Below are 24,551 nucleotides of genomic sequence, written 5' to 3' on the forward strand. Positions count from 1 at the left end.
GTGAATGGTGTAAGGCTGAAGAAGGCTCAATGGAAGTTCATCATGTTCGAAAGTTAAAGAACCTTAAAGGGAAAAAGAAATGGGAAAGACAGATGATAGCAAGGAACCGTAAAACAATGATACTTTGTCGAAAGTGTCATCGTGACCTGCATAACGGGAAGCTAGACTGAAGAGACGGAGAGCCGTATACCTTGAGAGGGGTACGTACGGTTCGGGGGGGAGTTCTCGGAAACCTAAGACCGAGAGGTCTTAAGGCGCTGGGTTCTTACCCTACAATATCGCGCGTGAAATAAATGTTGCAAGTGAAAAGTTAAAAGAAGCTGTTGAAAGAGGAGATTTTGCAGAAAGTAGTAAAGATCAGCTCGTTGTGAATTTAGCTCATGATTTAAGAACACCGTTAACATCCGTGTTAGGATATTTAGATTTAATTCTTAAAGATGAAAATTTAACAAAAGAACAAATTAAACATTTCTCCACAATTGCATATACGAAATCGCAAAGGCTCGAAAGTTTAATTGATGAGCTATTTGAAATTACACGTATGAATTATGGCATGCTAAAGCTGGATAAAAAGCCGATCGATATAAGTGAGTTACTTATACAGTTAGAGGAGGAATTGTATCCGTTATTAGAAAAACATCATTTAGAAGCTAGATTGAACGTGGCTCCTCATTTACCGATGCACGGTGATGGAAAATTGTTAGCTAGAGTATTTGAAAACTTGTTAACAAATGCCGTTCGTTACGGGTATGATGGGCAATTTGTTGATATGAATGGATATGTTGATAATGGAGAAGTTGTCGTACAAATTATGAATTATGGAGATAGCATTCCAGAAGAAGATTTACCGTATCTTTTTGATATGTTTTATACAGGTGATAAAGCGAGAACTGAGAACCGTGGCGGGACTGGCCTAGGACTATTCATTGCGAAAAATATTGTCGAGCAGCATAATGGTACGATTTCTGCTGAGAGCAATGTAGTTAGAACGCTATTTGAAGTACGATTGCCAAAAGACGAGAATGTAACAATTTAATAAAAATTTAAACTTTACCCCACTTTTTATTTTAATAGTTTTTTCTATTCTATACGTAAGTTACGTTAAGGAGGAACTAGAAATGAAAAAGTGGGTATTTATTTCTTTTTTTATAGCATTCACAGTATGTGTAGGCGTTTATATATCACCGTTATTTCAAAAGGAAATCGATGTTAAAATTGTCGGGAAAGATGAGCTAGTAAAGGCGGCAAACACCGAGGGGAAAGAGATTACGAAGGAACAAATTTATAAGGGCGATTTATTATTAGTTAACAGGGATTATCCAGTAAAAAAAGATAGTATTAGGTCTGATATTATAAATGTAAATCATAATAGTGAATTAGTAAGAGGTTATGTAATATTTGATAGAAATCTTCGTTTATCAAAGGATGTTGTGAAAAAGTTTTTGAACGTTGTCGATGCGGCTGGAAAAGAAAGTGTTAACCATTTTTTGATTAGTAGTGGTTATAGAGATTTCCAAGAGCAAAAACAGCTATATGAAAAAATGGGATCTGATTATGCACTTCCAGCAGGATACAGTGAACATAATTTAGGATTATCACTGGACATTGGGTCTACTCAAAAGAAAATGGAGAAAGCGCCTGAAGGAAAATGGATTGAAGAGAACGTATGGAAGCATGGCTTTGTATTACGTTATCCGAAAAATAAAAGTAACATTACTGGAATTCAATATGAGCCATGGCATATCCGTTATGTCGGCCTACCTCATAGCGCAATTATGCAAAAAAAGAATTTTACACTAGAGGAATATTTAGAGTTTTTAAAAGAGGAAAAAGAGGTTTCAACTGAAGTAGAAGGTAAGAAATATACTGTTTCTTATTATAAAGTTTCTGAGAATACGAAAGTGAACGTTCCAGCAAACAAGCAGTATGAAATTTCCGGGAACAATATGGATGGGGTTATTGTGACGGTTCAGGAATAGAGAAAAAGGCTGTGCCATTTGGGACAGCCTTTTCTTATATAAGAAAGGAATTGACGTTTCTTGTCGGTAAATCGATATTCCTTGTCGAATCGTTGATATATTATAAGTTATGATAGATATAATTGAAAAATCGTTGATATATTGTAAGTTATGATAGATATATTCAAAAAATCGTTGATATAATTTCCTATACTATTACCATTTTGGAGGAGCATCTTTTTATTCACTTTCAAACATTATAACGTTATATTTACTTCTCCCTTTTTTTGTGTTACGCTAAACGTGTGAAAGAGATATAAAATGAAACTTTAATGTAAGCGTATTCTTATGGCTTCTTATAGAAAAGGGTGGAAATACAATGACAGAACGATTCGTACTACGTAATGTGAAACGTGTGAACGGGGAAGAGATTGACATTGTAATTGAAAATAATAAAATCGCACAGGTGACGAAAGCTGGTGCTGGCGAGGGTGGAAAGGTTCTTGATTACTCTGGTACTTACGTATCGAGTGGCTGGATTGATTTGCACGTTCACGCTTTTCCAGAGTTTGATCCGTATGGCGATGAGGTAGATGAAATTGGCGTTAAGCAAGGGGTAACGACAATTGTTGATGCGGGTAGTTGCGGTGCTGATCGCATTGCAGATTTAGTAAAAAGTAGAGAGCAGGCAAAGACAAATTTATTTGCCTTTTTAAATATTTCTCGCATCGGTTTGAAACGAATTGATGAATTATCCAATATGGAATGGATAGATAAAGAGAAAGCGATAGAAGCAGTAGAAAAGTATAAAGATGTAATCGTTGGGTTAAAGGCGAGAATGAGTAAAAGTGTCGTTTGTGATAGTGGAATTGAACCGCTGCATGTAGCGCGCGCTTTATCTCGAGAAACATCATTACCGATTATGGTACATATCGGTTCAGCGCCTCCCCGTATAGAGGAAGTTGTACCTCTTTTAGAAAAAGATGATGTGATTACACATTATTTAAACGGGAAAGAAAATAATTTATTTGATGAAGAAGGGAAACCGCTACCTGTGTTGTTAGATGCGGTGAATCGCGGCGTGCATTTAGATGTTGGTCACGGTAATGCTAGCTTTTCTTTTAAAGTAGCAGAAGCGGCGAAGCGTCACGATATTGCCTTTAATACAATTAGTACGGATATTTACCGGAAGAATCGTATACATGGTCCAGTGTATAGTATGGCTCACGTTCTTTCGAAATTCCTTTACTTAGGTTATCCGCTAGAAGAAGTAATTGGTGCGGTTACGAAAAATGCGGCAGAGTGGCTTAAGAAACCAGAGCTTGGCCGTATTCAAGAAGGGGATATTGCAAACTTAACTTTATTTACGGTTAAAGATGAGAAGGTTACGTTAATTGATTCAGAAGGGGATCAGCGCATTGCTGAAAAAAGAATTGATACGAAAGGGGTTGTAACTAATGGGTCATTCATTGAATGCTAAGTACGGATTAAAAAGAGTGATTAATGCGAGCGGTAGAATGAGTATTTTAGGTGTATCTGCTCCTACAGATACAGTAATGGATGCGATGAAACATGGTGGACAAAATTATGTGGAAATTGCTGATTTAGTAGATAAAGCAGGAGACCATATTGCGAGAATTCTAGATTCAGAGGCAGCGGTCGTTGTGAATTCAGCATCGAGCGGAATTGCGCTTTCTATCGCTGGTATCGTTACAGAAGGAAATCGCCGTAAAAGTGAAAGACTTCATCAAGAAGTAATCGCGAAAAACGAAGTGATTATGTTAAAAGGTCATAACGTTCAATACGGTGCTCCTGTTGAAACGATGATTTACTTAGGTGGAGGAAAACTCGTTGAAGTTGGCTACGCAAATGAAGGGAAAGCAGAACATATTGAAGATGCGATTGGCGAAAATACAGCAGCAATTCTTTATGTGAAATCACATCATGCAGTGCAAAAAAATATGATTTCTGTTGAAGAAGCATGGGAAGTAGCGCAGCGAAATAACGTACCACTTATCGTTGATGCGGCAGCTGAAGAAGACATTCAAAAATATGTGAAGTATTCAGACCTTGCCATTTATAGTGGTTCAAAGGCAATTGAAGGACCTACTTCTGGTATTGTTGGCGGTAAACGAAAATATATCGAATGGCTGAAAGTGCAATTACATTGCATCGGAAGAAGTATGAAAGTCGGGAAAGAGACAACTTTTGGCTTACTTCAAGCGCTTGATGAGTACGGAGTAAAAGAAGATAAGAGCGAGCAAGAAAAAGAATTGCTACAAGTACTTATGCCGCTAAAAGAATTAAATGGTGTAAATGTAACGATCGTTCAAGATGAAGCTGGAAGAGCAATCTTTAGAGCACGTATTCATATTAACGAAAAAGAGTTAAACAAATCAGCAAGAGATGTTGTGACTGCATTACGCGAAGGGGAAATCGCAATTTATACACGTGATTATGGAGTAAGACAAGGATTCTTTGATATCGATCCACGTCCACTTCAAGGTGATGATATACATGTGATTGAAGAAAAAATGAGAGAAATTGTAGGGGGAAACTAAAATGACAAACATTCAAAAACGTTTTTATAAAGGTCGCGTAGCATTAAATGTATTGGCAAACAATATAGAAAACGCAAAAGATATTTTTGAAGCAGCAGAAGGTTATGTAGTAGTGGGAGTGTTATCAAAAGACTACCCAACAGTAGAAGAAGCTGTTACAGCTATGAAAGCATACGGAAAAGAAATTGATGACGCTGTATCAATTGGACTAGGCGCAGGAGATAATCGCCAAGCAGCAGTTGTGGCTGAAATTGCGAAGCATTATCCTGGTAGCCATATTAACCAAGTGTTCCCTTCAGTTGGAGCAACGCGTGCAAATCTCGGCGAAAAAGATAGCTGGATTAATAGTTTAGTATCACCAACAGGAAAAGTAGGTTACGTAAATATTTCTACTGGCCCAATTAGTGCGGCTGGAGAAGAAAAAGCAATCGTTCCAATTAAAACAGCAATCGCACTTGTGCGTGATATGGGCGGAAATTCATTGAAATACTTCCCGATGAAAGGGCTAGCTCACGAAGAAGAATATCGCGCAGTTGCGAAAGCTTGTGCGGAAGAAGGATTCGCATTAGAGCCAACAGGTGGAATTGATAAAGAAAACTTTGAAACAATTGTACGTATTGCGTTTGAGGCAAATATAGAGCAAGTTATCCCGCACGTATACTCTTCTATTATTGATAAAGAAACTGGTAATACGAAAGTAGAAGATGTTCGTGAATTATTAGCAGTCGTGAAAAAGCTAGTTGATCAATATGCGTAAGAAAATTGCAGCGTTCGGCGAAGTAATGATGCGCCTGCAAGTACCTGGATATGAATTGTTGTCGCAAGCTAACACGTTAAATTACTCATTTTCAGGTACAGGTGTGAATGTTGTAGCGGCACTTTCTCACTTAGGGCATGAAGGGCTTCTTATTTCAACTTTACCGGAAAATTCGGTTGGAGATGCAGCTGTATCTTACATTCAAAAGCTAGGGATTCAAACTTCTCTTGTTTCAAGAGGCGGTAAATATGTAGGTATGTATTTTTTAGAAAATGGATTCGGTGCACGTGCAAGCCGCGTTACATATTCGAATCGATTAGAAAGTAGCTTCAATACGGCATGTGAAGAAATGTATCAATTTGAAGAAATCGCAAAGGGAATTGATATCGTTCATTTTTGCGGTATTACACTTGCGATGAATGATACTGTACGTCATCATATGAAATCTTTAGCGAGAGCAGTTAAAGAAAACGGAGGAACCGTCGTTTTTGATTGTAATTATCGTCCCTCACTTTGGGGAGAAGACGGATATGAACAGGCAAAACCGCATTATGAAGAAATGCTAGGACTTGCTAATATCGTTATGATGAATGAAAAAGATGCGATGTTCGTTCTTGGGATGAAAACAGAAGAGACGGAGCGTGAGGCGCAGCTGCTGGATCTTATTCCAAAGGTAGCTGAAACGTATCATATCGCTACAATCGCTGGTACTCATCGCTCCATCAACAGTGATAATACACATTCGCTTCGCGGGTTTATATGTAAAAATGATTCGTTCACTTTTGCAAAAACACTTACGTTTTCTGTATATGATAGAATAGGTGCTGGAGATGCTTATACGAGCGGAATTATTCATGGCGAGATAAAAGAGTTTGCACCAGAGAAAGCTGTTTCATTTGCGTCAGCAGCTGGAATGCTAGCACATACAATCGTCGGTGATACGCCAATGTCATCAGAGAAAGATATACTTCGGGCGATGACGGCATCAGTAGGTGATGTAGAAAGGTAGTGGGTGTAACAGTGAACGTAACGAGGAAAAAAGGACCATTATATTTACAAATAAAAAATATTATTCGTGATCGAATATTGCATGGCGTATATGCGATTCATACGAATATTCCTTCAGAACCGCAATTAGAAGAAGAGTTCAAAGTTAGTAAGATTACAGTGCGTAATGCCATTAAAGAACTCGCTCAAGAAGGATACTTGGAAAAGAAAAGTGGTAAAGGAACGAAAGTGATTCGTAATACTTCTGCGACAAAACTGTCAAAGGGTAAGAAATTTACAGAAGTATTAGTGGAAGAAGGATATAAAGTACAGAAGAAATTGCTAAAAGCAGAAGTCGTGCATAATGAAGAAGGAACAGTGCCATTTCGATTATTCGGGAAAGAGAGTTTCCGTATCGAACGTTTATATACGTTAAATGATGCACCGTACATTCATTATACGCACTATTTCTCAGCAGGAATGGCAAGTACAGATTTATCGGACTTTGATTTACAATCGCTTTATGATTTAGTTGAAGACCGAGGTATACATTTAGAAAACTTCAGAGATGAATTCGCGGTTGGGCTTGCACCTAATTTCGTTGCAGAAGCGCTAGGTGAAAAAGAGGGAACAGCGTTATTAAAACGTATGCGCTATTCTTATGATGAAGTTGGCGAAGTAATTGAATATAGCGAAGGCTACTACAATACAGAAATGCAGCATTATGTAGTGAATTATGACGTATAAAAAAGAGGGGATGTTCCCTCTTTTTTTATAAAGTAAAACTTTAATTAGTGGAGGAGGGCATCACCCACTAATTATTAGCCCACACCAATCGGGATAAAAGTAAGGAGAATGAGAGATGGATATATACTTATTAATCGTCACGTTACTTGCGATCACAATTGTTATTTTAGGGGTATCATGGTGGAAATGGCATGCATTTATTAGTTTAACAGTTGCGAGTTTGTTTTTAGCTATTATGTCTGGACTGAACTTAACGAAAATAGTGGCTGTCTATGAAACTGGTGTTGGTAGTGTACTAGGTCATTTAGTTGGTATTTTGGCACTTGGAACTATACTCGGGAAAATGATGTCTGATTCAGGAGCAGGCATGCAAGTTGCAGATTTCTTTATTCGATTTTTCGGCGTAAAAAAATTACCTTGGGCTATGTTATTTGCAGGTTTTGTTATAGGGATTCCCGTCTTTTTTGAAGTAGGGATTGTTATTTTATTACCACTTGTAATTTCAATTCGAAAAACAACGAAGCAAAACATATTATTAATTGCTTTACCTGTTATTGCGGGATTATCTATCGTACATGGGCTAGTACCTCCGCATCCAGGTGCCATGACTGCAATCGGTATTTATAACGCGAACTTAGGAAAGGTACTTTTATATTCATTAATTATCGCGTTACCGACGGCTATTATAGCAGGCCCAATATTTGCAAAGTGGGTACATAAGAGGGTTATACCTGAAAATGAACCGGAGCTTGTTCGAGTTACGACAGTATCAACTGATTTGCCAAGTCGTAAAGTTTCATTCTTTATTATTTTATTACCAGTTGTATTGATGATTTTATCAGTAGTTGCACCATATATTTCATTACCGAAAAAATTGACTGAATTTTTCGTATTTATAGGAAGTCCAGTAATCGCCTTACTTATTTCATGTTTCGCAGCATTTTATTTACTTGGTATCAAACAAGGTATTAATAAAAAGATGATTAAAAAATTAACAGATGAAAGTTTATTGCCTGTCGGTTCTATTATTTTAATAATTGGTGCAGGCGGTGGATTTAAACAAATATTAATTGAAAGCGGCGTTGGAACAGCTATTGCACAAATGGCAGAACATATTTCGTTATCACCAATCGTATTAGCTTTCATGGTAGCTGGTTTAATTCGAATTGCAACAGGTTCAGCTACAGTAGCATTAACGACAGCAGCAGGGATTGTTTCACCAGTTATTCAGCACATGTCTGGTGTGAATTTAGAGCTTCTCGTTATTGCAACCGGTGCAGGTTCATTAATGTTTTCTCACGTAAATGATGCAGGGTTCTGGCTTGTAAAAGAGTATTTAGGTTTGACGGTGAAGGAAACATTTAAAACGTGGACGGTGCTGGAAACATTGTTATCATTTATTGCATTTGGTTTTGCTCTTTTGTTGAATATGTTTCTTTAAAGGATACCTGAATAGGTATCTTTTTTTTTGATTAAGCCCAATTCCTAAAACAAGCCCGTTTTTAGGTAAGCCAAGCTTCCTATTCGCCCTGAAAACATAATATAAATGGAATCCCCTCATTTAGAGCAAGGTGAACTTGTTATGAATGATACTAAAGGAGGAATAGGGTAATGAGCGAAAAGTGTGAACACAGACATGATGATTGTAACCGCAGACATGGTTGCGGAGGCGGTTTTGCGCTTCTAATCGTATTGTTTATTTTATTAATTATCATCGGTGCTAGCTGCTTCGGCGGAGGCGGCGGTTGTGGCTATGGTGGTTACGGCGGTTACGCAGGCGGCTACGGTGGATATTGCTGCTAATTATTAAAAACTATTGAAAATAGCCTTGTGCATATTGCACAAGGCTATTTTATTCATATTTTTATATGCTGTGATAATTTATTAATGTACAGAGAACGGATTAAGAAGAAGAAAATGATCTCGATAACCCCGAAAAAGGTGAGTACGATACATGTCTCTTTTAGTAAGGAGAAAGAAAACATGCTTTGTAAAAACTTAACCGCAAATAATGTGTGAACACCAGCAACGATGTAAGGAACGAAAAATAAAATTCCTAATTGAATCGTTGCAGAGCGAAACATTTCTGATTCAGTTAAGCCAAGCTTTGTAATCGTAATATACTTTTGTCTTTCAGTTGTTAAGTCATTATACATACGGAAATATAAAACACTAGCTGCTCCGATAAAGAAAATAAAGCCGAGAAATGCCCAAATAAAGAATTGAGCGACTGCATTTCCTTTACTATGAACGAGTTCATCCGTAGCTGTATAAATATAAAATGGTTTAATGAAATTTTCTTCATTTTTATGTGCTTCATACAAAATTTCTGCATCATGATCTAAGCTTTTTAATATATTTTTTGTTGGGACAATTGCATTTTCCCAATTTTCCACGAAGTAGTTATAGACTGTAATTGTTTCAATATGAGGAATCATATTTTCAATTACTTCATCTTGCATCACAATTAAGTGAGGTAATGCAAAGGGAGGCTCAATTCCTCTATTAATAAAACCTTTAATTTGAAATTCCTTTTTATTAGAGCCAAGTGTAATTGTGTTCTGCTTCGCAAATGGGTTAGACACGAGATTTAATAACGCTGGTGAATAGCGAGAAATATTATAAACTTGTGAAGAATCGAGAGTGATTTCTGGTCTGTTTAATTGCTGTGCTATTGCGTTATAATCACTCATTTTCATAATGGCAATTGACTCTTTTGAAGCTGTATCTTTTAAAACGGTAAACTTATATTTGTCATATTGAAAATTAGCATTTGTAAGTTCAGTTTCAATCGTAGTAATATGCTTTTGTTCAAATGCATTAACACCTTCTGATGTATAGGTGAATGGTATTGGATATCGTTCTAGTATGGGTGCTTTCGTATTATTGTTTGCAGCAAATAACCCGATAATAATTGTAAATGCAAGTGCAGATAGCATAGAAACAATAAAGAGTACATTAATATTACTGCGTGTACGAGAAACTAAATCTGAAATCCATAACATATTTATTCGTTTTAAGTAAAACTTTCTTCGTTTCTTTAAAATATAGATAAAGAGAAGAAATGTTTGTGAAAAAAATAAATACGTCCCAATCACTACAAGCGGTAAAATAGATAGCATAATTAAGAATACAGATCCATTTTGTGCATTTTTTTCCGTTATGTAGCCTTGCGGATAACCGGCAATATAATAACATAGTCCTAAACAAGTTAAAGCAAATAGTGAAATGAGTATAGATGGTTTTTTTTCGCTCTTCTCTTTGTTAACGCCCTTAATAAGCTTCGTTGTTTTTCGAGTACGAATAAACATTGGTGTAAATGTAGAAACGATTAAAAATAAAATGATAAACGTTACGGTTGTAACGATAATCGCTTCTGTTGGCCAATATAAATAGAGACCTTTCGCGTTTGTTAATTTCGAAGTGACTAATAAGAAAAAGTTAGAAAATACAAGTCCACCTTGAATGCCGATAAAGATAGATAATATCCCAATTATCATGTTTTCGGTAAATAACAATCTTTTTAATTGTCTCTGTGAGATACCAAGAATAGTGAGTATCCCGAATTGCTGCTTCCGTACATTTAAAAATGTTCCAATTGAATATAAGAGAAAGAAGAACGAGAACATAACAATCACAAGCTGTGCTGTACTAGCTAAATTCATTAGAGGATCACGTTCTTGAAAGCTTTGTACACTCTGTAAGCGTGGATGATACGCGTATACAGTAAATGAAAAGAAAACCATGATAGAAAACGCACTACTTACAAAGTAGGCGAAATATGCTTTTGAATTACGTGAGACATTTTTAAATGCGAATTGCCAAAACGTCATCCACGTCTTCCTCCTAATAAGGCTAGAACATCTAATATTTCTTGATAAAACTTCTCGTGATATAATCCGCGGTGCAGTTCATTGTAAAGCTCTCCATCTTTAATGAAAATAACACGGTTACAATAACTTGCTGCAAACGGATCGTGCGTAACCATTAAAATCGTTGCATCTTCTTCTTTGTTTAATTTCGTAAATAACTCCATTACATCAATAGCGGCTTTTGAATCCAGGTTCCCTGTCGGTTCATCGGCTAGTAAGAGAGAAGGGTGATGAATAACAGCACGTGCTACTGCAGTACGCTGTGCTTGTCCTCCAGAAACTTCAAAAATACGTTTGTCCAAAATATGATCAATTCCAAGCTTTTTTGAAATGTTATCAAGCTTTTCATCCATTTCTTTTAATGGAACATTATCTAATGTTAAAGGTAGTACGATATTTTCACCGATTGTTAGTGTATCTAGTAGGTTAAAGTTTTGGAAAACAAATCCTAACTCTTGGCGGCGGAAAATAGCTAACTTCTCTCTACGAAATGTGTGTGGTTTTTTTCCGTTAATAACGACGTCACCAGAAGTAGGAGAATCAATTGTAGAAATAACGTTTAAAAATGTAGATTTCCCGCTACCAGATGGACCCATAATGGCAACGAATTCCCCTTTATCTACGTGTAAATTTATATTTTTTAAAGCAGTATGAGGGACTTTTCCCTCATATACTTTTGAGACGTTTTTTATGTGTAATACTTCTTCCATAGTAATCACCTTTCTACTTTTAAAACTTAATATGTTGTGATAATTTTTGCATATAAAAGGAACGAATTAAAAGGAAAAATAAAATTTCAACTGTTCCAAAAATCAACAGTACGACTGTAATCTCAGCGAAGAACGAGAGATGTAAAACTTCTTGTAGCATCTTTGTCGCAAACATCGTATGGATTGACGCCATGATGTAAGGCACGAAGAAAAGAATCGCAAGCTGAATTGTCGCTGAACGTTTCATTTCAGTTTCAGTTAAGCCAATTTTCGTAATCGTTATATATTTTTCTTGCTCATTTGTTAAATCTGTATACATTCGGAAGTAAAGAACACTACCAGCACCGATAAAGAAGATAACACCTAAGAAAGTACCAATTAAGAAGAACGAAGCGACATTTAGTTTTGTCTTATATAGGGAATCGCTCGCTTCACTTGCATGGAAAGGTGGATGCTCTGCTTGAATTGCTGCATTATCGTTATCAATTTTTGTTATAAACGATGAACCGATATTATGTGCTTTTTCCCAATCTGTAACTTTGAAGTTATATACACTCATTTGTTTGGAAACTGTGGATAAGGATTCTACATTTTCATCAGATAGTATGAGTAATTGGTATATTAAGCTGTTTGGGAATGGGCTATAACTTTTATATTCTTTCACTTGTAGTTGTAAATTGTTTTGAGTAAGTGTAAGAGTATTTTTCTTTTCTTCATTGTGAAGTGTTCCAATAACTTGATCATCTAAGTCTTTCATAAGAATATAAGATTCATTCTTATTTACCGTAAGTTTTTCCCAATTTAATGCTTTAGCAAGTACATTATAGTCACTTTGTTTAATTGCGTAATAGAGCTGCGTGTTATCTTCAGCTGAAGATACCTCATATATATCGGTTTTAAATTTCGTATAAGTAAAATGCTCTTCATTAAATTTTTGCTCTAACCAGTTTAAATGTTCATCAGCTAATGTATTTTCAGTATGCGATAAATACGTAAACGGGAAAGGGTTTTGTCTAATTGCATCAAACTTTGTAAATTTCCCAAAACCGTATAAGAATGTAATCATTGTAAAAGCGAGTGTTGATAGCATCGCTACAATAAAGAGCATGTTAATGTTTGTCCGAATGCGCGCTGCTAAATCCGAAATCCAAAGCATATTAATTCGTTTCATATAAAACGTTCTTCGCGTTTTTAAAATACGAATAAGTAAAAAACTAATTTGTGAAAAGAAAAAGTATGTTCCAGCTGCAATAAGCGATGGAATAACAAATATACTAGAGACGGCATATAAAAGCCCAATGATATCGCCTAACGACATAAAATATAATGGATTGGATTCTAATACATATCCAGTTATTAAACATGCCGCACCAAATAGAGAGATGAGCACGGATGCTTTTCTTTCTTTTTGTTGTTTTCCTTCTTTTAAAAGACGTACGGCTTTTCTCGTGCGAATGAGCATCGGTGTAAAAGATGATACGAGAATGAAGAGCCCGAGAAAGATGATGATAGTTAAAACGATAGCACTTGTAGGCGGATATAAATATAAACCAGGTACGTGTGTAATTTTGGCGGTAACTAATAAAAAGAACTGTGAAAAGACAACTCCAAGTTGAATACCAAAAAATATAGAAAGAGCACCAATTAACATATTTTCTATAAATATGAGTCGCTTTAATTGTTTTTGGGATATGCCAAGTACTGTTAAAATCCCGAACTGTTTTTTTCGTACTTTTAAAAACGTCCCGATTGAATACAGTAAAAAGAAAAATGAAAAGAACACAATGACAACTTCTGAAATTGTCATTAATATGTTCAGAGAATAATTCACGTCTGTCATATGCAATTTAGGATGAAATAAATAAACTGCAAATGAGAAAAAGATTGCGATGGAGAACGCACTGCTTACAAAATAGGCGAAATAAGCTCTGGCGTTCCGCGTCACGTTTTTAAATGCAAACTGCCAAAATGTCATTCACCTGAACCTCCTGATAGGGTGAAGATGAGAAGAGCATAAGAAATACTCTTTTCATCAAGTTTGTTTTAAATATTTTGTCCACTCGTGTATTGTGATAATTTTTGCATATAAAGTGAACGAATGAATACGAAAAATACGATTTCAACGAATCCAAAAATAATAAGAACGGCTGAAACCTCTTTGAACAGAGATAAACCAATTACATCTTGTAGCATTTTTGTTGCGAACATTGTATGAATGGATGCCATAATGTACGGAATGAAAAATAAAATACTAAGTTGAATGGTTGCAGATCGTTTCATTTCTGTATCTGTTACACCGATTTTAGAAATCGTTATATATTTCTCTTGTTCGTTCGTCAAATCCGTATACATTCTAAAGTAAAGAACGCTACCAGCTCCAATGAAGAAAATAACTCCTAAAAATGTCCCAATTAGGAAAAATGCAGCACTGCCTGATGTTATTTTGTATAACGATCCTGCTGATTCAAAGGAACGAATAAGAGGTCCTTCATACTGGGATTTATTTCGATCTTTTTGCACTTTTTCTATAAAATTATCAGCAATTTCATATGTCTGTTCCCAGTTTTGAATTTTGTAATTGTATGCTGATATATGCTTTACGGTGCTAGGTAAGTTATTTACGATAACATCAGGCAAAACTATCGTTTGATATGAAAAGCCAGATGGAATTGCATTCACATGCTCATAGCCTTTCACTCGTAATTTCGTATTTGTACTAGAGAGTGTAATGTAATCTCTTTTGTAGCTTTGCTCAAATTCGTTGAATATGGTGTTATAAGATGTCCCTGTTAGCACATATGCTTCGTTATCATCCATAAATAGTTGTTTCATTCGTAAAGAATATGCAAGTTTGTTATAGTCACTTTGCTTAATTGCGTATACGTCATTATAAATAGCTATATCTTTATCTTCTTTTAGTGGTGTTTCATATATATCAGCTTTTATTTTTTGATAGGGGAAATGCTCTTTTTGTAATTGTTGCTCAAGCCAATTTAAATGCTCTGTAACAAAAGGGTTCGCATCATAAGAAAAATAAGAAATTGGAAAAGGAGAAGTTCTATTCACCTCTAGCTTAATAAATTTCCCGAATCCATATAGAAACGTAATCATTGTGAAAGCAATTGTAGATAGCATCGCTACAATAAACAGCATATTAATATTCGTTCGAATACGGCTTGCTAAATCCGAAATCCAAAGCATATTAATCCGTTTCATATAAAACTTCCTTCTTTTCTTTAAAATATAAATAAGTAAGAAACTAATTTGTGAAAAGAAGAAATATGTTCCAATTGTAACAAGCGTTGGGATAACGAAAATACTTGAAACCATATATATAACACCGATTTGTGGGCTTACTGATACGAAATATTTAGGATTTCCAGCTAACGCATAACCACCAAATAAACAAATCGCACCAAATAATGAAACAAGTATGGATGGTTTTCTTTCTTTTTGTTTTCCACCATTTGTTTTTAAAAGGTGTACTGCTTTTTTTGTACGAATAAGCATTGGTGTGAATGCAGATACAATGATAAAAAGACTAAGGAAAACAATGGTTGTTAAAATAAACGCGTTAGTAGGCCCGTATAAATATATTCCTGGAACATGCGTAAGTTTGGCTGTTACTAATAAGAAAAATTGAGAAAAAACAACTCCAAACTGCATGCCGAAAAAGATAGATAAAATCCCGATTAACATATTCTCCATAAAAATAAGACGATGTAATTGTTTTCTCGATATTCCTAAAATGGTCAAAATACCAAATTGTTTTTTTCTAACTTTTAAAAAAGTACCAATGGAATATAGTAAAAAGAAGAAAGAGAAAAATACAATTACTACTTCTGAAAATATCATTAATGCTGAAATTTCAGAGGTCATGTCAAAGTTTTGTAATTTCGGATGGAATAAGTAAACAGCAAACGAAAAGAACACAGCAATGGAAAAGGAACTACTTACAAAGTAAGCAAAATAAGCTCTCGAGTTGCGCGTGACGTTTTTAAATGCAAATTGCCAAAATGTCATAGATTATACCTCCGGCTAGAAGATATAGAAGTAGTTGTATTGCAAAAAATGTATGAGAGTGAGTTCTCATACATTTTGCTTGCATATGTTACGATCATACTTCGGTCACCTTCTCCGTATGTTCTGCTTGATTATTTGCAGCGTTGTGGAAGATGATTTTAATCGTCGTTCCTTTACCAACTTCAGAATCTAGTTTGACAGAGTGACCTAAATAATCACAAATTTTACTTACAATATAAAGTCCCATACCAGTAGATTCTCCGAAGGCGCGACCGTTTTTCCCAGTGTAAAACGGTTCAAATACTCTTCGAATATCTTCTTGTGGAATACCAACACCTTCATCACGAACTTCTAAAATAATATCTTTTCCGTTTCGGTAAGCAGATAAGAAAACTTTCTTTCCGCGCTCACCGGAGTAACGAACAGCGTTTGTCATTAATTGATAGATGATAAATTTTAGCCATTTTGCATCAGAAGCAACTTTTAAATCAGAATGGACTTCTAAAACAGGGAAGACACCATTACGAATGAATAGTTCTTTTAATCCGTTAATATTTTTTGTTACCGTATCTTTTAATGAAATCGTCTCGACATGGAAATCTTCATGGAAGTTATTTAACCTAGCCATGTATAAAGCCATATCAAGCCCTTGGTTTAGACGCTCTAATTCTTTTTTAAACTTTGGAATTAAATGCTCGTCTTCCATTTCTAGCACCATAAGCTGCATAACAGAAACAGGTGTCTTCATTTGATGTACCCAATGGTTAATGAATAGTTGATGTTCTTGTTGTTTTACTTCATACGATTGTAGTTCTTTTTGGAAGAGGCGGTACTGCGTACGCACGAGTTCATTGACACCGTGAGGCATCGGAGCAGTCGCTCTTTCAATAAACGCATCTTCCATTTTTTCTGGTTGCTCACTTAATCTATGGTACATTCTACGATTGCGAACGTAACGGTAAGCGAGGAAACAAATAAATAAATATAAACTTAAAACGACGAAGTAAAATTTATTGTTTTGAAATCCATCTACTGCATCATAAAGAACGAAAATGATACCGAAGTTTAAAACGTACAGTAGGAAAAATGCAAAATGATCACGTAAAAATAGCTTCATGCTTATTCACTCCAAGTTGCGTTAAAGCGATATCCAAGTCCACGTACTGTTTCAATAGAGTTCTCAATGCCAAGCTCATTAAACTTTTTACGAAGACGCGTAATGTTTACGTTTAATGTATTTTCTTCAACGAAGCTCTCGTCATCCCAAAGCGCAGCTAATAAATCTTCACGGCTCGCTGTACGAGGGAATTTAGATAATAACATTTCAGCTAAAATAGCTTCTTTCTTCGTTAAAAGAACTTGTTCAGATCCGAAGTGAATTTCAGGACGTTCTGGGAATAGTTTTAAACCTTCTACTTCAACGATACGTTCAGAAATATTTGGTGCATAATCACCGTAAATACGACGTAATTGTCCTTTAATTTTCGCCATTACAACATCGTAGTGGAACGGTTTTGTAATGTAATCATCCGCACCGCTTTCAATTGCCATAATTTGTTCCATCTCACCAGCACGAGCTGAAATGAAAATAATTGGACAAGTAGATTCATGACGAATTTGACGGCACCAGTAGAAACCATCGAATTTCGGTAAGTTTACATCAAGTAAAACAAGATGTGGTTTCACAGCGTTAAACGATTCCATAATATCATCGAAATTCTCCGCTACCACAGCCTCATAACCGTACTTCTGAATGTGAGATTGCAGTAATGATGAAATATTTGGATCGTCTTCAACGATTAAAATTTTATACATATGTATATTCCTCCTCAAAAAAACAATTGTAGCTATAGTGTATCATGTGTTTCAAGTCTTTTCATTATGTTGAAAGATAAGCTAGTAAACAGTATAGGTTAAAAGTGAGAAAAGTAAAAAGGGCGCTGGATTAAATTGACAAATAACGGTAATCGGTTTAACATTTAGATAAATATCTAAATGTCTAATTATCGAAAGGAAGAAAGACATTGAATCAAGCATTCAAAGCATTAGCAGATCCAACAAGGCGAAAAATTTTAGACTTATTAAAAGAAGGTGATTTAACCGCTGGTGAAATCGCTGAACATTTCAATATGACAAAACCAAGTATTTCACACCACTTAAGCGCACTTAAAAATGCTGAACTTATTCAAGATGAAAAGAAAGGGCAATTTGTTGTGTACTCTTTAAACACAACTGTCTTTCAAGATTTATTAACTTGGGTGTTTACATTTACGAATAAGGGGGAAGAGGGGAAATGAAAAAACATCTTTTTGCAATCTTATTAATTGTTATAACTTGTTTAGCTTGGGCGTTTGCTTGGCCACATTTGCCGGATACAATTGCAACGCATTGGAGCGGAGGTAAGGTAGATGGATATTCTTCTAAATTTTACGGAATGATTTCTATGGTCGGAATTATGATTGCATTATATATATTTCTAAATGTGATACCAAAGATTGATCCAAGAAAAGCAAATTACGAGAAATTTTCTAAAGCCTTTATGATGATGAATAATGGTGTACTATTGCTACTATTTGTAGGAAATATAGATATTATTACAAGTGGATTAGGATACAATTTATTCATTAATCGCGTGCCGGAATTATTAGTGGGTATTTTATTTATAGTCATCGGAAACTATTTACCACAATGTAAACCAAATTATTTTGTAGGTATAAAAACGCCGTGGACGTTAAGTAGCGAAGAAGTATGGAGAAAGACACACCGTTTTAGCGGAAAGGTGTTTGTTGCATTGGGGATCATTATGATTTTAAGTGTTTTTGCACCAGTAACGTGGAAATCTTTCGTAATGGTTGGAATTATTATTGGTGCAGTAGGATTAACGATGGGATATTCATATATTGCTTATAAAAAAGAAATAGGGGCCTAATAAAAAATTATGGGGGAGAGAGGATGAAAAGACACGTATTACCATGGAGTTTAATTATTGGCATTGCAATTGGATGGTATATTGTATGGCCATATTTACCAGAACAAATTCCACGCCATTATAATGCAGCAGGAGTAGTAGATGGATATTTTTCTAAAATAGAAGCAAGTTCATTCTCGATAGGTAGTATGGTAGTGCTCTATATGATATGGCTAGTTTTTGGATTCATAAAAGATAAGTCTACACAGCAATCCAAAGTTCTTTCAGCGATTAATTATGCCATTCTCTTTATCGGATTTGGATGTAACATATTTGCACTATTAGCAGCGTCTAATTATATTGCATCGGGCTCAATTGCATTTAATTTTGGACTTGGAACATTGTTTCTTGTACTAGGTAATTACATGCAACAAACGAAGCCGAACGGGTTAGTAGGCATTCGAATGGACTGGACATTAGAAAATCCTGTAGTTTGGAGAAAAACACATAGATTTGCTTCGAGGGTATTTGTAATAGGTTCACTTTGTATATATGCCGGGGCTTTGCTTCCAGATCCATTTAATATTTTTATGGGGATTGGAATCATATTAATATGTATTATCGTATCAACAATAAAGTCATATAGTATTTATAAAGAAGAGTTGAAAATGTAAATAAAGCTGCTTTTCCTTTTAGGGAAGAGCAGCTTTGTTTTTTTATCACTTCTTCAAAACCGGTATCCAAATTTCACTTTTAAAGTTTGGAGAAGATATGTGTTTCTGTTCATTCCACAATACTTCCGGTCCTTCCGCTAGTTCATAGTTCGAAGAAGGGAACCATTCAGAATAAATACGCCCCCATACATTTTGTAGTGCATCAGGAAATGGACCGACAGCTTCGAATATAGCCCATGTTGAAGCTGCGACTTCGAGTTGTTTAAACTGCTCTGGACAATCCTTTGTTGTGGCTACTCCAATATAGTGATCAAGTTCTCCTTTTTCCGCCATTCTTCCTTCAGAAAAATTAGTAGAAGCACTAATAATTCCAGTAGGTGCAATGTTTGAAAGGGACTTTAATGTTTGAATAGACTCTGGGTTTAAACTTTTCCACATAGAAGCAATTTCTTCATTTACACCGTTAAAAACGATTGGGACTCGTTTTGTAATACCTATAATTCGAAATGGCTCTTTTTCTTCAATTCGATAGTTCATTTCATTTCCTCCTTGAATAGATAATTGGAAGGTCATTGGTGAATAAGCCTTCAAAGAATGGCTACTATTTCGGGCCTCTGAAGGTGTTATACCGTGCAAGTTTTGAAATGCACGAGTGAATGAATCTGGCGAGTTGTATCCATATTTTATAGCGATATCAATGACTTTTACATTGTTGTTTTTTAGTTCAAAGGCAGCGAGGGTAAGACGTCTACAGCGAATATATTCTGATAGTGATATGCCAGCTAAAAAAGAAAACATTCTCTTGAAATGATATTCGGAGCAGTAAGCTATTTTTGCGACTTCTTTAAAATTAATTTCATGTGTAAGGTTGTTTTCGATATACTGCATTGCAGCATTCATATTTTTAAGTGAATCCATATTATGACCTCCTCTGTACATAGAATAGCAGGAACGAAATAGCTCCATCCGACATTTCGTGCACAACTTTGTAGGTGCATTTTTTACCTTACAAAATTGTAATGTTCCTGTAAGGAGAATGAATGGATGGTATGATATCCCAATGTTATAGTAACAAAGTACTTTAATTCATTACGTTAACTTTTTGATTTCTTTACTTATGTGCCTTACATAACTGTCATGTTTGTGTAAGAAACATCGATAGTGGCAAGAGTAGAGAGTGTATATAGTTGAAAATAGAGAATAGAAGAAATGAGGGATGTCGAGATGAAAACAGTATTAGAAGCAAAAAATATTGAAAAAGTATATGACACGGGTGGTAATAAATTTGCAGCGTTAAAAGGTATTAACTTACAAGTAAAAGAAGGTGAGTTCGTTGGAATTATGGGACCTTCTGGTTCTGGTAAGACAACTTTACTAAATGTTCTTTCTACAATTGATAATGCGACGAACGGTGAAATTTTAATTGATGGAAAAGATATTGTGAAAATGAATGATGATAAGTTAGCGTTATTCCGCCGCGATCATTTAGGTTTCATTTTCCAAGATTATAACTTATTAGATACGTTAACAGTGAAAGAGAATATCGCTTTACCACTTGCGTTATCAAAGGTGAAAGCGAGTGAGATTGATCGCCGCGTTCTTGAAATCTCAAAGAAATTCGGTATTGATCATATTTTAAGTCAGTTCCCATATCAAGTATCTGGTGGGCAGAAGCAGCGCTGTGCAGCATCGCGTGCAATTGTTACGAATCCAAGTATGATTTTCGGAGACGAGCCAACTGGAGCACTTGATTCTAAATCTGCAACAGATTTACTTGAAAGTATGAAGTCGTTAAATGAATATGATAACTCAACAATTTTAATGGTAACGCACGATGCATTTGCAGCAAGTTATTGTAAACGAGTTATTTTCATTAAAGATGGTGAACTATATAAAGAATTGCACCGTGGTGAATCAACGCGTAAACAGTTCTTCCAAAAAGTCGTTGACGTAATGTCTTCTATTTCTGGAGGTATGGCTGATGACCTTATCTAGCATTGCCCTCCGCAACATACAGCGGAACTTTAAAGACTACTTTGTATATTTCGCATCTATGATTTTTAGTATTGTTATTTATTTTACATTTAAAGCACTGCAATATAATTCACAAATGGAAAAAGCAGCAGAAGCTTCAAAAAAAATTAGCGGAGCGTTCCAAGTTTCCAGTGTGATGCTTATCATTTTCGTAGCAGTGTTCATTATATATTCGAACGGATTCTTTACACGTAAACGTAAAAAAGAAGTTGGCTTATATTCGTTATTAGGTATTCGTAAAAGACAAATTGGTAAAATGCTCTTTTATGAAAATATGTTAATGGGATTAATGTCATTAGTAATCGGGATTGCGATCGGTAGTGTCCTTTCGAAATTATTCCTTGAGTTATTAGTAAATATGATGGGATTAAATTTAAACGTTCATTTTGAAGTACCGATGGCTGCCATTATTGATACAGCAATTATTTTCTTTGTGATTATTTTATATACATCACTTCAAGGATATCGTTTAATTTATCGCTTTAAGTTAATTGAACTTTTCCGTGCAGAACGTGAAGGAGAAGCAATGCCAAAAGGATCTGTCATCATGGCATTAATTTCAGTTTTCTTAATCGGTTCAGGTTATTTTTTAGCGCTAATGTACATGAAAGCAGTTATGTATGCAGACTTTATGGTCGTTGCATTATATATTTTATTAGCGACAGTAGCAGGGACTTATTTACTGTTCATGTTCTTCACAGTATTTGTATTGAAACGTGCAAGAAATAATAAGTCAGCATTTTATAATGGTATGAATATGGTAACGACATCGCAGTTACTATATCGTATTAAAGGAAATGCGAAATCATTAGCGACAATCGCTATTTTAAGTGCAGTTACATTAACAGCGGTTGGTACGTCAGTTACGATGTATTACAACACATTTACGCAATCAAAAGTTGCTGCGCCGTATAGTTATTCCTATGAGAAAAAAGATGCAGCATTAGATAAAAAAGTAAATGAAATACTTGCTGGAGAGAAGAATAATCACCCAGTCACATATGAATCAGAAGTTGAAATGATTCCTGTGAAAGGAACATTTAAAGGTGAAAGAGCTGATCAAGTTCTGAACACACACTATAATGTTACGAATCAGTACCAGCTTATTTCTCAATCAAGCTTTAATAAACATGTGAAACATTTAGATGTAGAACCTGTAAATTTAAGTGCGAATGAAGCTTTCGTATATGATAGCTTATATATTGAGAAACTTGATTTTGGTCCTCTTTATACAGGAAATACAGCTGTATTCCCTGTTGGAAATGAGTCAAAAGAATTAAAAATTAAAGGTGTAAATAATAGAAGCCTTACAAATTTAAATGAACTATTTGTAATCGTTCCTGATAAAACATATGAGCAAGTGAAACAAGTAAACGAAACGCGTACTGTAAAAAATATTGATGTAAAAGGTGAGCGAAATAGTAAAGAGTTAACAGCAAAATTAGCAAGCATTATGCCAGCTGGAGAATCAGAAGTTTTAAAACCATTTAACGATTTCTATACAGGATTCCAAATGGGGCTTGAAACGACAGGCTTAATGATGTTTATTGGGTTATTCTTAGGATTAGTATTCCTATTAGCAACAGGCTCAATTATTTACTTTAAACAATTAACAGAAGCAAGTGCTGACCGTGATCGTTACATTGTCCTTCATAAAGTTGGTGTAACGAAGCAAGAAATGAAGAAAGCTATCGCAAAACAAGTGAGCTTTATCTTCGCTATTCCGTTAGTAATCGGTATTTTACACAGCTTATTTGCACTAAAAGGTTTATCAAATATATTACCATTTGAAATTATGATTCCGCTTCTCATTAGTATTGGAGTATACGGTGTCATCTATATTGGATATTACTTCTTAACGGTTCGTTCTTATTATAAGATCGTGAGTGCGAAGTAATAAGGGACAGCTATCGCTAGAGACGATAGCTGTTTTTTTATTCTTCATAAAATCTTAAGAAATCTCCTCAATTTTTGTTAAGAAATAATAGTTATACTTAGAAACAAGTTAGAAACTATTGAACGAATGAGGAGAGGTTTATATGCAACTCATAACATTCTTACATGAATTTATTAAACATCCGAAACATACTGGTGCAATTGCGCCAAGTTCAAAAATATTAGCAAAGAAAATGGTAGATGTAATTGATTTTAATAAAGCGAAATGCATTGTAGAGTTAGGTCCTGGTACAGGGGTTTTTACGAAAGAGATTATGAAGAGAAAAAAGAAGGAAACAATATTTCTTCTTATTGAAATTAATGAAGTATTTTTCAAAGAATTAAAAAGAAAGTTTAAAGATGAGCAGAATGTCATTGTTGTACACGGTTCAGCTGAAAATATAAAGAAGTATATGGAGGAGCTCAATATAGAATGCATTGATTACGTTTTATCAGGGTTGCCTTTCACTTCTTTACCAGAAGAAGTTTCAAAGCGCATTTTAAATAATGCGATGGAAGCGATACATGAGAATGGTGAATTCATTACATTTCAATATTCACTTGTGAAAAAAGGGTTTATACAGCACTTCTTTCCAGAAATTACGCTAGAGAAAGTGTGGCTCAATTTCCCACCAGCGTACATCTTTAGCTGTAAAAAAGAGCTAAGGAGAGCATATGCATAATGGAATTACATGAATTATTATCTTATATTGAACAATACGGTTATTGGGCATTATTTTTCTGTTTATGGTTAGGTATTATCGGTATGCCAATTCCAGACGAAATGATCGTAATGAGTGGTGGCTTTGTATCTTCACTAGGGATATTAAGTGTCATTCCTGCATTTTTATTAACATATTTAGGTGTTGTATCTGGGCTTTCTTTAGGTTATATATTAGGGAAAATATTTGGTACGAAAGTACTTGATAAGCTAATGAAAAAGAAAAAGGCGAAATATCTTTTGAAATCTCAACAAATGGTAGAGAAGTATGGTCATTATGCGTTAGTCACAAGTTACTTCATACCAGTTGTAAGACATATCGTACCGTATTTAGTTGGAATGAATAACATGTCATTTAAGACGTATGCTTTGTATTCTTATACGACAGGATTTGTTTGGACACTCGTTTACTTTGTGCTCGGTGCTTTATTTGGAAAACATATTGAAAGTATTGTAGCGATCGCGATAGAATATGGCGTGTATTTTGGCGTGATTGTTTTTATAGTTACAGGTATTCTTTATTTATATAGACAAAAAAGAATCACGCTGATGAGTAAATAGAAGTAAAGAAAGTTTCTTCCAGTATGAAGGACAAGATAGGATTATAAGTATAAAATTATCTTTATTTAATGGTAAAATATAGGTAAGTAGTTAAGGAAGGAAG

The 24,551-nt window shown here is 35.1% G+C and carries 23 protein-coding genes and 1 pseudogene; 17 read left to right on the forward strand and 7 right to left on the reverse strand.

Going from position 1 to position 24,551, the window contains the following annotated elements; translation table 11 throughout:
• The 10 genes and pseudogenes from ATL10_RS31960 to ATL10_RS22905 all read left to right on the forward strand — a co-directional run.
• On the forward strand, positions 1–170 hold a 170-nt coding region (locus ATL10_RS31960), incomplete at its 5' end, for an HNH endonuclease (protein ID WP_346763353.1).
• 104 nt (positions 171–274) lie between these two features.
• A pseudogene (locus ATL10_RS22860) lies at positions 275–1,036 on the forward strand (sensor histidine kinase); the annotation flags it as partial.
• Between the two features lie 82 nt (positions 1,037–1,118).
• Positions 1,119–1,979, forward strand: a complete 861-nt coding sequence (locus ATL10_RS22865) for a D-Ala-D-Ala carboxypeptidase VanY (protein WP_000759402.1) — start codon at positions 1,119–1,121, stop codon at positions 1,977–1,979.
• Positions 1,980–2,337: 358 nt separating this feature from the next.
• A complete protein-coding gene (locus ATL10_RS22875; RefSeq protein WP_090976778.1) occupies positions 2,338–3,438 on the forward strand; it encodes an amidohydrolase/deacetylase family metallohydrolase in 1,101 nt (366 codons plus the stop codon).
• On the forward strand, positions 3,416–4,519 hold the full coding sequence (locus ATL10_RS22880) for a DgaE family pyridoxal phosphate-dependent ammonia lyase (protein WP_060632690.1): 1,104 nt from the start codon (positions 3,416–3,418) through the stop codon (positions 4,517–4,519). Before ATL10_RS22875 ends, ATL10_RS22880 begins: the two co-directional genes overlap by 23 nt.
• 1 nt (position 4,520) lies before the next feature.
• Positions 4,521–5,276, forward strand: a complete 756-nt coding sequence (gene dagF, locus ATL10_RS22885) for a 2-dehydro-3-deoxy-phosphogluconate aldolase (protein WP_110497567.1) — start codon at positions 4,521–4,523, stop codon at positions 5,274–5,276.
• Positions 5,269–6,285, forward strand: a complete 1,017-nt coding sequence (locus ATL10_RS22890; protein ID WP_110497569.1) for a sugar kinase — start codon at positions 5,269–5,271, stop codon at positions 6,283–6,285. Before dagF ends, ATL10_RS22890 begins: the two co-directional genes overlap by 8 nt.
• Positions 6,285–7,010, forward strand: coding sequence for a GntR family transcriptional regulator (locus ATL10_RS22895; RefSeq protein WP_000539288.1), 726 nt, complete (start codon positions 6,285–6,287; stop codon positions 7,008–7,010). The genes ATL10_RS22890 and ATL10_RS22895 overlap by 1 nt, the downstream gene beginning before the upstream one ends.
• Before the next feature lie 115 nt (positions 7,011–7,125).
• Complete coding sequence (gntP, locus tag ATL10_RS22900) at positions 7,126–8,451, forward strand: gluconate permease GntP (protein WP_110497571.1); 1,326 nt, start codon at positions 7,126–7,128, stop codon at positions 8,449–8,451.
• A 170-nt stretch (positions 8,452–8,621) separates the two neighbouring features.
• Positions 8,622–8,813, forward strand: a complete 192-nt coding sequence (locus ATL10_RS22905; protein WP_001290392.1) for a YjcZ family sporulation protein — start codon at positions 8,622–8,624, stop codon at positions 8,811–8,813.
• 53 nt (positions 8,814–8,866) lie between these two features.
• Here ATL10_RS22905 and ATL10_RS22910 read toward each other — a convergent pair whose 3' ends face one another.
• The 6 genes from ATL10_RS22910 to ATL10_RS22935 all read right to left on the reverse strand — a co-directional run bounded on the left by ATL10_RS22910 (position 8,867) and on the right by ATL10_RS22935 (position 17,430).
• Positions 8,867–10,843: an FtsX-like permease family protein gene (locus tag ATL10_RS22910; protein ID WP_086386860.1), complete on the reverse strand. Its 1,977-nt coding sequence runs from the start codon at positions 10,841–10,843 to the stop codon at positions 8,867–8,869.
• Positions 10,840–11,592, reverse strand: coding sequence for an ABC transporter ATP-binding protein (locus ATL10_RS22915; RefSeq protein WP_072941165.1), 753 nt, complete (start codon positions 11,590–11,592; stop codon positions 10,840–10,842). Before ATL10_RS22915 ends, ATL10_RS22910 begins: the two co-directional genes overlap by 4 nt.
• A gap of 19 nt (positions 11,593–11,611) precedes the next feature.
• Positions 11,612–13,567, reverse strand: a complete 1,956-nt coding sequence (locus tag ATL10_RS22920; protein ID WP_075717293.1) for an ABC transporter permease — start codon at positions 13,565–13,567, stop codon at positions 11,612–11,614.
• Positions 13,568–13,635: 68 nt separating this feature from the next.
• The gene (locus ATL10_RS22925) at positions 13,636–15,615 is read right to left on the reverse strand and encodes an FtsX-like permease family protein (protein WP_098289599.1); all 1,980 of its coding nucleotides are present in this window, start codon (positions 15,613–15,615) and stop codon (positions 13,636–13,638) included.
• Between the two features lie 94 nt (positions 15,616–15,709).
• The gene (locus tag ATL10_RS22930; RefSeq protein ID WP_000765342.1) at positions 15,710–16,732 is read right to left on the reverse strand and encodes a sensor histidine kinase; all 1,023 of its coding nucleotides are present in this window, start codon (positions 16,730–16,732) and stop codon (positions 15,710–15,712) included.
• Between the two features lie 2 nt (positions 16,733–16,734).
• Entirely contained in the window at positions 16,735–17,430 is a 696-nt protein-coding gene (locus tag ATL10_RS22935) for a response regulator transcription factor (RefSeq protein ID WP_000276738.1), read from the reverse strand.
• A gap of 209 nt (positions 17,431–17,639) precedes the next feature.
• Between ATL10_RS22935 and ATL10_RS22940 the strand changes: the two genes are divergently transcribed.
• From ATL10_RS22940 to ATL10_RS22950, 3 genes are read left to right on the forward strand one after another with little or no spacing between them, the layout of a single operon-like run.
• On the forward strand, positions 17,640–17,912 hold the full coding sequence (locus ATL10_RS22940) for an autorepressor SdpR family transcription factor (protein ID WP_001070531.1): 273 nt from the start codon (positions 17,640–17,642) through the stop codon (positions 17,910–17,912).
• Complete coding sequence (locus ATL10_RS22945; protein WP_090976789.1) at positions 17,909–18,544, forward strand: SdpI family protein; 636 nt, start codon at positions 17,909–17,911, stop codon at positions 18,542–18,544. Before ATL10_RS22940 ends, ATL10_RS22945 begins: the two co-directional genes overlap by 4 nt.
• Positions 18,545–18,567: 23 nt before the next feature.
• Positions 18,568–19,197: an SdpI family protein gene (locus ATL10_RS22950; protein WP_000820672.1), complete on the forward strand. Its 630-nt coding sequence runs from the start codon at positions 18,568–18,570 to the stop codon at positions 19,195–19,197.
• A gap of 45 nt (positions 19,198–19,242) precedes the next feature.
• Here ATL10_RS22950 and ATL10_RS22955 read toward each other — a convergent pair whose 3' ends face one another.
• Positions 19,243–20,115: an AraC family transcriptional regulator gene (locus ATL10_RS22955; protein WP_090976794.1), complete on the reverse strand. Its 873-nt coding sequence runs from the start codon at positions 20,113–20,115 to the stop codon at positions 19,243–19,245.
• A 306-nt stretch (positions 20,116–20,421) separates the two neighbouring features.
• Here ATL10_RS22955 and ATL10_RS22960 point away from each other — a divergent pair, with 306 nt between their 5' ends.
• From ATL10_RS22960 to ATL10_RS22975, 4 genes are all read left to right on the forward strand, one after another.
• Complete coding sequence (locus ATL10_RS22960) at positions 20,422–21,192, forward strand: ABC transporter ATP-binding protein (RefSeq protein ID WP_000859656.1); 771 nt, start codon at positions 20,422–20,424, stop codon at positions 21,190–21,192.
• Positions 21,179–23,128: an ABC transporter permease gene (locus ATL10_RS22965; protein WP_000176150.1), complete on the forward strand. Its 1,950-nt coding sequence runs from the start codon at positions 21,179–21,181 to the stop codon at positions 23,126–23,128. The genes ATL10_RS22960 and ATL10_RS22965 overlap by 14 nt, the downstream gene beginning before the upstream one ends.
• Positions 23,129–23,270: 142 nt before the next feature.
• Entirely contained in the window at positions 23,271–23,849 is a 579-nt protein-coding gene (locus tag ATL10_RS22970; RefSeq protein WP_098284234.1) for a class I SAM-dependent methyltransferase, read from the forward strand.
• On the forward strand, positions 23,849–24,448 hold the full coding sequence (locus tag ATL10_RS22975) for a DedA family protein (protein WP_000418924.1): 600 nt from the start codon (positions 23,849–23,851) through the stop codon (positions 24,446–24,448). The genes ATL10_RS22970 and ATL10_RS22975 overlap by 1 nt, the downstream gene beginning before the upstream one ends.
• The last annotated feature ends 103 nt before the right edge of the window (positions 24,449–24,551 follow it).

Origin of the sequence: Bacillus sp. 196mf, from assembly GCF_003217275.1 — a bacterium.
Classification (GTDB): Bacteria; Bacillota; Bacilli; order Bacillales; family Bacillaceae_G; genus Bacillus_A; species Bacillus_A thuringiensis_S.